The sequence below is a fragment of the Paraburkholderia sp. RL17-347-BIC-D genome, assembly GCF_046027915.1.
GTDB lineage: Bacteria > Pseudomonadota > Gammaproteobacteria > Burkholderiales > Burkholderiaceae > Paraburkholderia.
Genome location: NZ_JARESS010000004.1, coordinates 187668 through 200650, shown reverse-complemented (window position 1 = coordinate 200650; position 12983 = coordinate 187668). Strand labels below are relative to the sequence as shown.

The following is a 12983-nucleotide window of genomic DNA, read 5'->3' as shown; positions in this document are numbered from 1 at the left end:
GCGCCAGCCGGATTCACCGGTGTGAAGTTGCCTTCTACCGATCATGACCACAGCCCTCAATCGCAGCACCACCCGCCGCCCGAGCCTGCGCAAACGGTTCCACGGCTGGGTGCGCGGTCCGACGCTGGCGCGGGATATCGCCATCGTCCTCGCTATCAAATTCGTACTGCTGATGGCGCTCAAGTACACGTTCTTCAATCATCCACAGGCGGAGCACATGTCGCTGCCGCCTGAGCAAGTCGCGCAGGCGCTGTTGTCCGTGCCTGCCTCGCATCCGTCCCAAGGTGATCAACATGCCCGTTAGCGAAGTCGTAGAACTGTCGCGCCTCCAGTTCGCCATCACCGCGCTTTACCACTTTCTGTTCGTCCCGCTCACGCTCGGCCTGTCCTGGTTGCTCGTCATCATGGAGTCGGTCTATGTGATGACCGGCAAGCAGATCTACAAGGACATGACCCAGTTCTGGGGCAAGCTGTTCGGCATCAACTTTGCGATGGGTGTCACCACCGGCCTCACGCTGGAATTTCAGTTCGGCACAAACTGGTCGTATTACTCGCACTATGTCGGCGATATTTTCGGCGTGCCGCTCGCGGTTGAAGGGTTGATGGCGTTCTTCCTCGAATCGACCTTCGTCGGCCTGTTCTTCTTCGGCTGGAACCGGCTCTCGAAGACCCAGCATGTGTTCGTCACGTTCCTCGTGGCGCTCGGCTCGAACCTGTCGGCGCTGTGGATTCTGGTGGCCAATGGCTGGATGAACAATCCGGTCGGCGCTACCTTCAACTATCAGACCATGCGCATGGAGCTCGACAGCATCTTCTCCGTGCTGTTCAATCCGGTCGCGCAAGTCAAGTTCGTGCATACCGTGTCGGCCGGTTATGTGACGGCGTCGATGTTCGTGCTTGGCGTGTCGTCGTGGTATCTGCTGAAGCGCCGCGACACTGAATTCGCATTGCGCTCGTTCGCGATTGCCGCCGGCTTCGGTTTGGCGTCTACGTTATGCGTGATCGTGCTCGGCGACGAATCCGGCTACCGCACCGGCGAAGTCCAACAGGTCAAACTGGCCGCGATCGAATCCGAATGGGAAACCGCGCCCGCGCCGGCTCCGTTCACGATCATCGGGATTCCGAATCAGAAGGAAGAGCGCACTGATTACGCTATCCGGATTCCCTACGCGCTAGGCCTCATCGCCACGCGTTCGCTCGATGAACCCGTGGTCGGCCTGAAGGATTTGATGGCGCGCAACGAAGAGCGCATCAAAAACGGCATGCTCGCCTACGCCGCGCTACAGAAACTGAAGCAAGGCGATATCACCGACGAAGCCAAAGCCGACTTCGACGCGCACAAGCAGGATCTCGGCTACGGCCTGATGCTCAAGCAGTTCACCGCGAACGTCACCGACGCCACGCCGGATCAGATCGCCCAGGCCGCGAAGAAAACGATCCCGCCTGTGGCACCCGTGTTCTTCTCGTTCCGCTTGATGGTGGGCCTCGGCATTCTGTTCCTCGCCACCTTCGTGCTGGCGTTCTGGTTCTGCGCGCAGCGCTCGTTGTTGCTGGAGAAGCGCCGCTGGTTCCTGCGCTGGGCCGTGTGGGCGATTCCGCTGCCCTGGCTCGCGGCCGAGTTCGGCTGGATTGTCGCTGAAGTGGGCCGTCAACCGTGGACCATCGCGGGCATTCTGCCGACCAACCTGTCGGCCTCGAGCCTGACACCGAATGACCTGTATCTGAGTATCGCGGGCTTCGTGGTGTTCTACACGGTGCTGTTCATCATCGAAATCATGCTGATGTTCAAGTACGCGCGGCTCGGTCCCTCGTCGCTGCATACGGGCCGCTATCACCACGAACAACAGCCGCTGAATCAGCCGCTGCCGACCAACACGGCCGCATGATTCGCCGCCACTGAGCCTCAAGGGAAAAGATCATCATGGATTACGCAACCCTCAAACTGATCTGGTGGGTGCTGATCGGCGTGCTGCTGATCGGCTTCGCGCTCACCGACGGCTTCGACATGGGCGCGGCGATTCTGCTGCCGTTCATCGGCAAGACCGACGCCGAGCGGCGCATCGTCGTGAACACGGTCGGCGCGACGTGGGAAGGCAATCAGGTCTGGCTCATCACGGCGGGCGGCGCGATGTTCGCCGCGTGGCCGCTGGTGTACGCGGCGTCGTTCTCCGGTTTCTATTTCGCGATGCTGCTGGTGTTGTTCTCGCTGTTCTTCCGGCCGGTCGGCTTCGACTACCGCAGCAAACGCGAAGACCCGCGCTGGCGCACGGCGTGGGACTGGGCGCTATTCGTCGGCGGCTTCGTGCCGGCGCTGGTGTTCGGCGTCGCGTTCGGCAACCTGCTGCAAGGCGTGCCGTTCTCGTTCGACACCGACCTGCGCGTCACCTATCACGGCGGCTTCTTCGCGCTGCTCAACCCATTCGCCGTGTTGTGCGGCCTCGTCAGCGTCTCGATGCTGACCGCGCACGGCGCCGCCTTCGTCAAGATGAAAGCGGACGACATCGTCGCCGAGCGCGCTTCGCTGGCGCTGCGGATCGCTGCGCTCTCTTGCTTGGTGCTGTTCCTGATCGCCGGCGCGCTGATCTCCACGATGATCGGCGGCTATCAGGTGATCGACGCCCCGCCGCTCGACACGGTCGCCAATCCGTTGATGAAGAACGTAATTGGGGCACCCGGCCTGTGGCTCACCAACTACGCGAACTATCCGTGGATGGTGAGCGCGCCGGTGGCCGGTCTCGTAGGCGGCGTGCTGGCCACGTTGCTCGCGCGCTCGCGCTTCGAAAAGAGCGCCTTCCTGTCGACTTCGCTGATGATCATCGGCGTGATTCTGACGGCGGGCTTCTCGATGTTCCCGTTCATCATGCCCTCCTCGCTCGACGGCCGCAGCAGTCTCACCGTGTGGGATTCGACCTCGAGCCGCATGACGCTGCAGATCATGCTGATCGCCGTGATCATTTTCCTACCGATCATCCTGATCTATACGAGCTGGGTGTATCGCGTGATGCGCGGCAAGGTGACCGCCGCCGCGCTCGAAGAAAATCACCATACGATGTATTGATCCGCAACACGCTTAACAGGAGTTTGCGATGTGGTATTTCAGTTGGATTCTCGGGATCGGCGTGGCGTTGGCGTTCGGCATCATCAATGTGATGTGGCTGGAATCGCATCGGTCGTCGGAAGCCGGCGCACAGAAGAGACGTTAAAACAGCATGTGCCGGCCACGGGCCGGTAAACGGAAAAGCGGCACCTTGAATGATTCAATGTGCCGCTTTTTTATTGCTGCATGACTACTGGAGGTGAAGCAGCGCGAGCCGCTCCTGCTTCAGCACTACGTCATGCCGGCAAAGGCGTTGCACCGCCGCTTTGCGTCGTGCGCGTTGCCAGCTTTTCAGCGTAGCGCTGCGCCGCATCGCCGACGACGATATGGAACGTGTCCGCAGAAATCCACGCCGTATCGAGCGTCGCCAGACGTTGACGATCAACCGCCGACGGATCCCGCACGACGATACGCAGACGCGTGGCCGCCACCGCATCAAGCGACACCACGTTGCCCGCGCCGCCGAACACGGCGAGCCAGCGCAGCGGATCGGGATCGAGCGGACCGCTACCTTGAGCACCCGAAGCTGCAACCCGCGTAGCCGCCACAGCCGGAGCCGCAGCAGCAGCCACCGGCTTCACCACCTCACCACCACCCTGCGCGATCACCGTGCGGATTTCGTCCGCGATGATGTCCGCTTCCGGTCCAATGATCACCTGCACGTTGGTCGACCCGCGCTTGAGCACACCACGCGCACCGATCGTCTTCAGTTCGTTTTCAGAGACCTTGTTCGAATCGACCACCGACAGACGCAGTCGTGTCGTGCAAGCATCAACCACCGACAGATTCGACGCACCACCGAGAGCAGCGATATAACGCTGCGCACGCGGCACAGCCGCACCGGCGACCGGCGAAACGAAACCACCAGCAGCAAACGAGTCGACTTGCTCATCGGCTGCAGCGGGTTCACGGCCCGGCGTCGCCATGTTGAATTTGCGGATAAAGAAGCGGAACAGCCCGTAGTACACCACCATGTAGACGAGACCGATCGGAATCGCCCACCAGCCACGAGTCGACAGGCCGTAGTTCAGCACGTAATCGATCGCGCCAGCGGAGAACGTGAAGCCGAGGTGAATGCCGAGCGCCGAACAGATGGCGAGCGAGAGGCCCGTCAACAGCGCGTGGATCACGTACAGCACCGGTGCGAGGAACATGAAGCTGAATTCGATCGGCTCGGTCACGCCCGTCAGGAACGACGTGAGCGCCATCGAGAACAGCAGGCCGCCGACCAGCGCGCGGCGCTCCTTCGGCGCTTCATGGAACATTGCCAGACAGGCAGCCGGCAGGCCGAACATCATGACCGGGAAGAAGCCCGTCATGAAAGTGCCCGCAGTCGGATCGCCCGCGAAGAAGCGATGCAGGTCGCCCGTCACGGCGGCGCCGCCCGGCGGCGTGAACGTGCCGAACACGAACCACGTCAGCGAATTGAGGATGTGATGCAAACCCGTGACGAGCAGCAAGCGGTTCAGCACGCCGAACACGAACGCGCCGAGCGCGCCCGCGGTGGTCAGCCAGTGGCCGGCCGTATCGATCACGGCTTGCACCGGTTGCCACACGTAGCCGAACGCTATGCCGAGCACGAGGCAGACCACCCCTGTGACAATCGGCACGAAGCGTTTCCCTCCGAAGAACGCGAGGTAATCGGGCAGCTTGATGTCTTTGTATCTGTTGTACAGCAAGCCCGCGACGATACCCGCCACGATCCCGGACAACACGCCCATGTTGAGCTTGTCGTTGATGTCCTTCATCACCGCGACTTCGACCAGATAGCCGATCGCGCCGGCCAGACCCGCCACGCCGTTATTGTCTTTCGCGAAGCCGACCGCCACGCCGATCGCGAACAAGAGCGGCAGGTTGTCGAAGATCGCGCCGCCGGCGTCGGCGATCATCTTGATGTTGAACACATCGGGTTGACCGAGGCGCAGCAGCAGGCCGGCAACCGGCAGCACCGCAATCGGCAGCATCAGCGCGCGTCCCAGCCGCTGAATCTTCAGAAACGGATTCCCATCCATTGACACCTCCAATCCTTGTCTCTTTGTTGAACGCCGTGATTAAACGGCGTCGTTGAGTTTTGTAGCTACGAGTAATGACTGAGCGAAGCTGGCTGCGGACCGTATGGGGTTCAGTCCAAAGGCCAGGTTTCGCGGCTTGCTGCTCTTACCGCCTGCGCCGATTCGAGCGCCAGGGCATCCTGGGCGCGTTGACGGCACAGCTGATAATCGAGGTTGCGCACCCGCGCTTTGATGCCCGGCACCGACACCGGATCCACCGAAAGCTCGGTCACGCCAAGGCCGACCAGCAGCGGCACGGCGAGCGGGTCGCCCGCCAGCGCGCCGCACACGCCGACCCATTTGCCGTGCTTGTTCGCGCCTTGCACGGTGGCCGCGATCAACCGCAGCACAGCCGGATGCAAGCCGTCCGCCTGGGCGGCGAGGTCGGCCTGGCAACGGTCCATGGCGAGCGTGTATTGCGTCAGATCGTTGGTGCCGATCGAGAGGAAATCCGCGTGTTGCGACAGTTGATCGGCAAGCAGCGCCGCCGACGGCACTTCGATCATCACGCCGACTTCGATCGGCTCCGTGCGGCCCGACTCGCGCGCGAATTCGTCGATACGCTTGCGGATACGGATCAATTCGCCGACGTCGGTCACCATCGGCAGCAGGATGCGCACGGCGCCGAGCGGCTGCACCGCCAACAGGCCGCGCAACTGATCGTCGAGCAGATCCGGGCGCACTTGCGCGAGACGGATGCCGCGCAAGCCGAGCGCGGGATTCGGTTCGGGCGGCAGCGTCAGATAGTCGACTTCCTTGTCCGCGCCGACATCCAGCGTGCGGATGATCGCGGTGCGGCCGCTCAATGCGTCGACGATTCCCTGGTAGCTCTGACGATGTTCGTCCGTGGTCGGCGCAGCGGCGCGGTGAATGAACAGCAGTTCGGTGCGCAACAGGCCGACGGAATCGGCGCCGTTTTCGACGGCGGTCTTCGCGTCGTCGAGCGTGGCGATGTTCGCCGCCACTTCGATCGCGCGGCCATCGGACGTGGCTGCTGCTTGCTGCGAGGTGCGGCGATTCGCTTCGCGCACATCGGCGAGGCGAGTGCGCTCCGAGCGCGCGCGCTCGACATCGAGTTGGGTCGGCGCGAATTCGAGGCGGCCGGTCGTGGCGTTCACTACCACTTGCGTGCCTTCGGGAATCGCATGCAACGCGTCGCCGACTGCCACCAGCGCGGGAATGCCGGCCTGACGCGCGAGAATCGCCGCGTGCGAGGTCGCGCCACCGCGCGCCATCACCAAGGCGGTGACACGTGAGCGATCCAGCGTGGACAGATCGGACGGCGTGAACTCTTCAGCCGCTAGCACGGCTTCTTCCGGCAACGTGCGCGCCGCGGCGTTCGTGTAACCCAGCGCGCGCAGCACGCGCTTCTCGATGTCGCGCAGATCGGCGGCGCGTTCCGCGAGCAACGCGTCTTCGATATTCGTCAGGATGGCGATCTGTGCGCGGATCGCTTCGCGCCACGCAAAACCGGCGCTCTTGCCGAGGCTGATCAGATCACGCGCGGCGTCGAGCAGCGTCGGATCTTCGAGCAGCACGCGATGCACCGCGAAAATGCCCGCTTCGCCAACCGCGCCGCGTTGCGAGGCGTCACGGACGGTCGTGCCGAGGTCCGCATCGACGGTGGCAATCGCCTTGTCGAGCAAGCGGCTCTCCGCAGCCGACGTGCCGTTCGCTTTTTCGGGCGGATCGATGTCCGCGTCGTCCCAGCGCACCAGCTTGCCGACCGCGACGCCCGGCGCCGCGCAGACGCCGGCGAGTGTATTCGGCGCGAGCGGTTCGCCCGCCGGACGCGCAACGGCTTGCGGCGCCGGCGAGCTTTGGCGCGCCGGTTTTTCTTCGACTTCGCCGTGCGCTTCGCGCGTCAATTCATGCGCGATCGCTTCGATCGCAGCTTTTGCTTGCGGACCGACGCCGAGCAACTCGATGGTCGCGCCTTCGCCTGCACCGAGGCCCAGCAAACCGACCACGCTTTCGATCGCCGCCTTGCGTCCTTCGTAACGCACTTCGACGCGTGCGTCGAAGCCGCGTGCCGCTTCACGTGCACGCGCCGCCGGGCGTGCATGTAGACCGCCTGCGTGAACCAGCGTGACCTGCTGACGCGCTTCCTCCGTCACGTTCGTTGCACTCGCCTGGCGCGAGGCCTCGGCCGCCGCGCCGCCGCGCGCACGCAGCACCAGCAGCGGCGTTTCACCCGCCTTCAGCAAGCCGCCTTGCACACGTTCGACGATCTCGAACGCATCCGAATTGGCGATCGCGATTACCGACACGAGGCTCGGCGCATTCAGCGCGACCTGATCCTGATCGAATTCGATCAGCACATCGCCAGCGCGCACGTGAGCGCCTTGAGCGACCATCGGCGCAAAGCCCTTGCCGTTCAGTTCGACCGTATCGATACCGATATGCAGCAGAATTTCGGCGCCTTCGGCCGTGGCCAGCGTCACGGCGTGACCGGTGCGCGCGAGATGGGTGACGGTACCGTCGCACGGCGCGACGAGTCGGCCCTCGAGCGGATCGATGCCGATGCCGTCGCCGAACATGCCGCCCGAAAACACAGGGTCGGGCACGTTCGCGAGCGGCACGACCGGACCGGTCATGGGCGCGAGTAAAACAATATGGCCTTCAGAATGGCTCATCAAGCGGGACTCCTCGACACGTCGCATCTGATTTCTCGTCAGTGAGTTTCGGTGACTTTGTTGAGATGGCGCGGCGCATCGGGATTGCGCCCGCGCGCGGCGGCAAGACCGGCGGCCATCACGTAAAAGGACAGGATTGCAGCGATCGGATCGAGCGCCGCATGGGCGGTGGGTGCAAGCGGCAACGTGGCTTCCGGCACGTCAGCCGGCGCCGCGAGCAGAACGCGGGCGCCGCGCGCCTTCATATCGCGCGCGAGTTGCAGCAAGCCGGCCTGCTCGGGCCCGCGCGGTGCGAAGACCAGCAGCGGGTAGTCGCGATCGATCAATTCCATCGGACCGTGACGCACTTCCGCGCTCGAAAACGCTTCGGCCTGAATGCCGGAGGTTTCCTTCAGTTTCAGCGCGGCTTCCTGCGCGATGGCAAGACCCAAACCGCGGCCGATCACGATCATGCGCTCGACGCCGCGCAATTCCTCCACGGCTGCCGACCAGTCGAGTTCACCGGCGGCACGCAGTGCTTCGGGCAGCGTCTTCAACGCAGCGAGCAATTCGGCGTCCTGCTGCCAATGCGCGACGAGCTGCGCGGAAATCGACAGCATCGCGATATAGCTCTTGGTGGCCGCGACGCTCAGTTCCGGACCGGCTTCGAGCGGCAGCTCGAATTCGCACGCGTCGGCCAAGGGTGAGCCCGACACGTTCACGGCGGCAACGGTCAGCGCGCCGGCTTGGCGCAGCGCTTCCATGGTGCCGACCAGGTCAGGGCTCTTACCCGATTGCGAGAACGCCAGCGCGAGTTGATCGCGCACCTGCAGCGGCGCCTGTTGCAGCGTGGCGACCGACATCGGCAGCGAGGCGACCGGCACGCCGAGGCGGCTCATCGTCAGGCTGGCGAAGTAGCTCGCCGCATGGTCGGAGCTGCCGCGCGCGACCGTCAGCGCGACATGGCGCGGCTGCTGGGCGAGCTTCGCTGCCAGCGCCTCGACGCGCGAGGTGTCCGTGAGTTGCGCGGCGACCGTTTCAGCGGACGCCAGCGCCTCTTTAAGCATATTCGACAATTGCTTCTCCTTCGACGTAAGTCGCGGTCAACGCCAATTCACGATCGAACACGACCACATCGGCCCATGCACCGCGCGCGATGCGGCCGCGGTCTTCAATGCCCAGGTAGTCGGCGGCGTAGCGCGACAAACGGTTCGATACATCGGCGATCGGCAAGCCGATCGACACAAGATTGCGCAGCGCCTGATCCATGGTCAGGGTGCTGCCGGCGAGCGTGCCGTCGGCGAGACGCACGCCGCCGAGACACTTCGTCACATGCTGGCTGCCGAGGCGGTATTCGCCGTCGGGCATGCCGGTGGCCGAGGTGCTGTCCGTGACCACATAGAGACGCGGAATCGCGCGCAAGGCCGCGCGGATCGCCCCAGGATGGACGTGCAGCAGATCGGGAATGATTTCGGCGAACTCGGCGTGCGCGAGCGCCGCGCCGACGAGGCCTGGATTGCGATGGTGCAGCGGCGACATGGCGTTGAACAGATGCGTGAAGCCGCAGGCGCCGTGCTTGAGCGCGGCGACGGCATCGTCGTAAGTGCCGAGCGAATGGCCCAGTTGCACGCGCACGCCGCGCGCCGCCATCTCGGAGATGATCTCCATATGGCCGGCAATTTCCGGCGCCAGCGTCACCACGCGAATCGGCGCGATGGACAGATACTTCAGCACTTCGTCCATCACCGCCGAGACCGCCGCATCCGGTTGCGCGCCGAGCTTGCCGGGGTTGATGTACGGCCCTTCCAGATGCACGCCGAGTACGCGCGCGCCGCCTGGCGTGCGAATCCGCGCGTTGTTGCCCAACTCAGCGACGACGCTCATCAGTTCGTCGCGCGGCGCGGTCATGGTGGTGGCAAGCAGGCTGGTCGTGCCGTAACGCGCATGCGTGCGCGTGATGGTTTCGATCGCGTTGCCGCCTTCCATCACGTCGGACCCGCCGCCGCCGTGCACGTGCAGATCGATGAAGCCGGGCAGGATGTACGGCGCGTCGTTCGTCGACGGATCGACGCGTTCGCCGGTGAGCGCCGTGATGCGGCCGTTTTCGTATTCGAGCGTGCCGTGAATCCACCCATCGGTGGTGAGTATGTTTCCGGTCAGCATGAGTCTCTCTGGTGAGGCGTGATACGGGGCGTGACTGAATGGCGCCTGACGGCGGCGCCGCACCTGAACTTGCGGGCTTCGCGCTCTGCTCGGTCGAGCAGTTCAGGTGCGCAATTCAGCGACAAAGTCGTAGTAATCGTCGCGGCAATAGGTGTCGGTCAGTTCGATTGCGCGCTGGTCGGCGCTATAGCCGATACGGGTAATGACCAGCAGCGCCGAGCGCGGTTCGATGTCCATCAACGAAGCGATCTCGCTCGAAGCGTTGACCGCGCGGAAGTGTTGCAAGGCACGCACGACGGCGGCGCCACGGCGTTCGAGATAGCTGTAAAGCGAGTCGCCGATGGCGTGCGGATCGGGCACGATCGCCGCCGGCAACGCCGAATGCTCGACCGCCATGACGATGCCGTCCGCGCGCCGCAGGCGCCGCAGACTCGTTACCGCCGCGCCGGGCGACAGCCCGAGGTGCACCAGCTCGTCGCGGTTGGCGGCGCGGATATCGCGCTCGAGCCACACCGAATCCGGCCGGAAACCGCGCTGCTGCATCTTCTTCGTGAAGCCGGTGAGCCGCGAAAGCGGGTCTTCGACGCGCGGCGTAATGAAGCTGCCTGCGCCGCGAGCACGCCGGATCAACCCTTGCTCGACCAACAACTCGATCGCCTTGCGCGCCGTGATGCGCGACACGCCGATCGCGTCCGAGAGCGTGCGCTCCGAGGGCAGCGCCTCACCGGCCGACCACACGCCGCAGTGGATCGCTGTCGCAAGATTGCGCGCGAGCTGCAAATAGAGCGGCGTGACGTTGCGGGCGTCAGGCATCAGTGCGGACCAGCGAGTTTCCATGGGGCTCCGGCGGCCTTCGCGAAAAGGTAGGCCTACGAAAAATGAGAGCCCATTATATAACCAACATAATACCAGTCAATCAACTGGTTCCATGCTGGTATGATTAAGCGCAAAGCCTTGCTGAATAAGGCTTAGAGGGGCATTCGCAGGCGCTGGAGAGGGTTTTTTGGAGCCCAGGATTTACCCGTATTGGGCTTCGGGAATGCATCTGACGGGCTTTAAGCAGGGTTTCAGTACGCTGACACTCAGCCGCGATCGATACCTTTTTAATACCAGTGCCGATCAAGCCTTTGCCGGCGTGGCTTTTGTAATGGGGTGCGTTCCAATATAGTGCTGAGTAGCAAGCTATAACAATCCCCTGGGAGCAGCATTTGACAGATTCCGAGGCGCTGAGGCGCGCTCAGGCCGTCCGCCATTTCAACCGCTTCTATACCCGACACATTGGCGCACTGCATGAGCATTTGGCAAAGAGCGCGTTCTCATTGACCGAGGTGCGCGTACTGCACGAGCTCTCCCGCGGACGTCCTCAAACGGCCTCGGTGCTCGGGCGTTCCCTCGGTCTCGACAGCGGTTATCTCAGCCGTCTGCTGACCAGCTTCGAACGACGCGATCTGATCACGCGCCGCCCGTCCGAGACGGACGCGCGCCAGTCGCTGATCGCGCTCACGGACAGCGGCCACGCCGCGTACGCACCGCTCGATAACGCGGCGATCGAAGAAGTGTCGATACTGCTTTCCGGCCTCACGGCCCTCTCTCAGGATCAGTTGATCACCGCGATGAAGACCATCGAGCGGCTGCTCGGTGACAAGCCGCGGCACGAACTCGTGGTGCTCCGCCAGCCGCGCCCAGGTGAATGCGGCTGGCTCGTGCATCGGCAGGCGCAATGGTTCGCCGCGCAATACGACTGGGATCCATCGTTCGAGGGATTGCTCGCGCGGGTCGTCGCCGATTACACACAACGCAACGATCCGGTGCGGGAGATGTGCTGGGTCGCCGATCAGGAAGGCATGGTGGTCGGCTCGGTCTGCATCGTCGGCGTGTCGACGACGGTGGCCGGCGTGCGGCTGCTGTGGGTCGAGCCGGACGTGCAGCGGCTGGGCATCGGCACGCAGTTGCTGAGCGAATGCGTGCGCTTTGCGAGGCGCGCGGGCTATACGAAGCTCACGCTGACAACGGCCGCCTCGCTCGAACAACCACGGCGCCTGTGCGAGCGCACCGGGTTCAGGCTCGCCGGCACGGCGGCTGAGCGCCGTTTCGCCAAGGACCTGATGATCGAGCGATGGGAATTAGGCTTGTAGCAAGCGTCGCCGCTTAGAACGACGGCACCACCGAACCCTTGAACTGCGTCTTGATGAACTGGCGCACGTCTTCCGACTGGTAAGCGGCAACCAGCTTCTTGACCCACGGCTTGTCCTTGTCCTGCGTGCGCACGGCGATCAGGTTCGCGTACGGGCTGTGCACGTCTTCGAGCGCGATCGCATCTTTGGTCGGCTGCAGGCCGGCGGCCAACGCGAAGTTCGTGTTGATCGCGGCGGCGTCGACGTCCGACAGCGAGCGCGGCAGTTGCGCGGCGTCGAGTTCGACCAGTTTGATTTTCTTCGGATTGTCGGCGACGTCGAGCGGCGTCGCGTTATTGCCGTTCGTGCCCGCGCCAGCCTTCAGCTTGAGCACGCCTTGCGCTTGCAGCAACAGCAGCGCGCGGTTTTCGTTCGACGGATCGTTCGGCACCGCGACCTTCGCACCTTGCGGCAGATCCTTCAGCGACTTCAGCTTCTTCGAGTAGATGCCGAGCGGCGAGATGTACGTGAGACCGGCATTGACGATCTTGTAGCCGCGCTGCTTGATCTGGCTATCGAGGTACGGCTGATGCTGGAAGCTGTTTGCGTCGAGGTCGCCGGCGTCGAGCGCGGCGTTCGGCTGCACGTAGTCGTTGAATTCGACGACCTTCACGTTCAGGCCTTCGCGCTTCGCCACTTTGGTGACGACTTCCCAGATCTGCGCGTCCGGGCCGCCGATGGTGCCGACCTTGATGACTTTGTCGTCGGCGTGCGCGCCGAAGCTGGTGAAGATCGCCGTGCTGGCGACGACTGCCGAGAGGGCTTTGAGGATGTTTCTGCGCTGCATGTGATTCTCGCTTGTTTCTAATCGATGGCTGGATCGGTGACTTGATCGACCGCTCATCGACTTCTGATCGGTGTCAGATTCGGGTGGAAGCCGACG

11 protein-coding genes are annotated in these 12983 nt (G+C 63.6%); 5 read left to right on the top strand and 6 right to left on the bottom strand.

Annotated elements, in window-relative coordinates:
• Positions 1–43 precede the first annotated feature (43 nt).
• Genes cydP through cydX form a run of 4 tightly spaced genes read left to right on the top strand, consistent with a single transcriptional unit; the run spans position 44 to position 3203 of the window.
• A complete protein-coding gene (gene cydP / locus P0D96_RS08245) occupies positions 44–304 on the top strand; it encodes a cytochrome oxidase putative small subunit CydP (RefSeq protein ID WP_408178270.1) in 261 nt (86 codons plus the stop codon).
• Complete coding sequence (locus tag P0D96_RS08240; RefSeq protein WP_408178269.1) at positions 294–1886, top strand: cytochrome ubiquinol oxidase subunit I; 1593 nt, start codon at positions 294–296, stop codon at positions 1884–1886. The genes cydP and P0D96_RS08240 overlap by 11 nt, the downstream gene beginning before the upstream one ends.
• Positions 1887–1921: 35 nt before the next feature.
• Positions 1922–3058: a cytochrome d ubiquinol oxidase subunit II gene (cydB, locus tag P0D96_RS08235; RefSeq protein ID WP_408312894.1), complete on the top strand. Its 1137-nt coding sequence runs from the start codon at positions 1922–1924 to the stop codon at positions 3056–3058.
• Positions 3059–3086: 28 nt separating this feature from the next.
• Positions 3087–3203, top strand: a complete 117-nt coding sequence (gene cydX / locus P0D96_RS08230; RefSeq protein ID WP_408178267.1) for a cytochrome bd-I oxidase subunit CydX — start codon at positions 3087–3089, stop codon at positions 3201–3203.
• Between the two features lie 130 nt (positions 3204–3333).
• On the opposite strand, the gene nagE is transcribed toward cydX, so the two are convergent.
• From nagE to P0D96_RS08205, 5 genes are all read right to left on the bottom strand, one after another.
• Complete coding sequence (gene nagE, locus P0D96_RS08225) at positions 3334–5109, bottom strand: N-acetylglucosamine-specific PTS transporter subunit IIBC (protein WP_408178266.1); 1776 nt, start codon at positions 5107–5109, stop codon at positions 3334–3336.
• A 110-nt stretch (positions 5110–5219) separates the two neighbouring features.
• Positions 5220–7784, bottom strand: coding sequence for a phosphoenolpyruvate--protein phosphotransferase (gene ptsP / locus P0D96_RS08220; RefSeq protein ID WP_408284165.1), 2565 nt, complete (start codon positions 7782–7784; stop codon positions 5220–5222).
• Between the two features lie 38 nt (positions 7785–7822).
• A complete protein-coding gene (locus P0D96_RS08215) occupies positions 7823–8830 on the bottom strand; it encodes an SIS domain-containing protein (RefSeq protein WP_132376987.1) in 1008 nt (335 codons plus the stop codon).
• A complete protein-coding gene (gene nagA / locus P0D96_RS08210; RefSeq protein ID WP_132376141.1) occupies positions 8823–9926 on the bottom strand; it encodes an N-acetylglucosamine-6-phosphate deacetylase in 1104 nt (367 codons plus the stop codon). Before nagA ends, P0D96_RS08215 begins: the two co-directional genes overlap by 8 nt.
• A gap of 102 nt (positions 9927–10028) precedes the next feature.
• Complete coding sequence (locus P0D96_RS08205) at positions 10029–10763, bottom strand: GntR family transcriptional regulator (protein WP_132376142.1); 735 nt, start codon at positions 10761–10763, stop codon at positions 10029–10031.
• 371 nt (positions 10764–11134) lie between these two features.
• Here P0D96_RS08205 and P0D96_RS08200 point away from each other — a divergent pair, with 371 nt between their 5' ends.
• Positions 11135–12061, top strand: coding sequence for a bifunctional helix-turn-helix transcriptional regulator/GNAT family N-acetyltransferase (locus P0D96_RS08200; protein ID WP_408312891.1), 927 nt, complete (start codon positions 11135–11137; stop codon positions 12059–12061).
• A 13-nt stretch (positions 12062–12074) separates the two neighbouring features.
• On the opposite strand, the gene P0D96_RS08195 is transcribed toward P0D96_RS08200, so the two are convergent.
• Positions 12075–12887: a MetQ/NlpA family ABC transporter substrate-binding protein gene (locus P0D96_RS08195; protein ID WP_408312888.1), complete on the bottom strand. Its 813-nt coding sequence runs from the start codon at positions 12885–12887 to the stop codon at positions 12075–12077.
• Between the last annotated feature and the right edge of the window lie 96 nt (positions 12888–12983).

What these genes read in the sequence shown, in the direction of transcription:
- P0D96_RS08205 (WP_132376142.1), bottom strand. Translation starts at nt 10,763, where the DNA reads ATGGAAACTCGCTGGTCCGCACTGATGCCTGACGCCCGCAACGTCACG.
- P0D96_RS08240 (WP_408178269.1), top strand. Translation starts at nt 294, where the DNA reads ATGCCCGTTAGCGAAGTCGTAGAACTGTCGCGCCTCCAGTTCGCCATC.
- P0D96_RS08195 (WP_408312888.1), bottom strand. Translation starts at nt 12,887, where the DNA reads ATGCAGCGCAGAAACATCCTCAAAGCCCTCTCGGCAGTCGTCGCCAGC.
- nagE (WP_408178266.1), bottom strand. Translation starts at nt 5,109, where the DNA reads ATGGATGGGAATCCGTTTCTGAAGATTCAGCGGCTGGGACGCGCGCTG.
- P0D96_RS08215 (WP_132376987.1), bottom strand. Translation starts at nt 8,830, where the DNA reads ATGCTTAAAGAGGCGCTGGCGTCCGCTGAAACGGTCGCCGCGCAACTC.
- nagA (WP_132376141.1), bottom strand. Translation starts at nt 9,926, where the DNA reads ATGCTGACCGGAAACATACTCACCACCGATGGGTGGATTCACGGCACG.
- cydX (WP_408178267.1), top strand. Translation starts at nt 3,087, where the DNA reads ATGTGGTATTTCAGTTGGATTCTCGGGATCGGCGTGGCGTTGGCGTTC.
- cydP (WP_408178270.1), top strand. Translation starts at nt 44, where the DNA reads ATGACCACAGCCCTCAATCGCAGCACCACCCGCCGCCCGAGCCTGCGC.
- ptsP (WP_408284165.1), bottom strand. Translation starts at nt 7,784, where the DNA reads ATGAGCCATTCTGAAGGCCATATTGTTTTACTCGCGCCCATGACCGGT.
- cydB (WP_408312894.1), top strand. Translation starts at nt 1,922, where the DNA reads ATGGATTACGCAACCCTCAAACTGATCTGGTGGGTGCTGATCGGCGTG.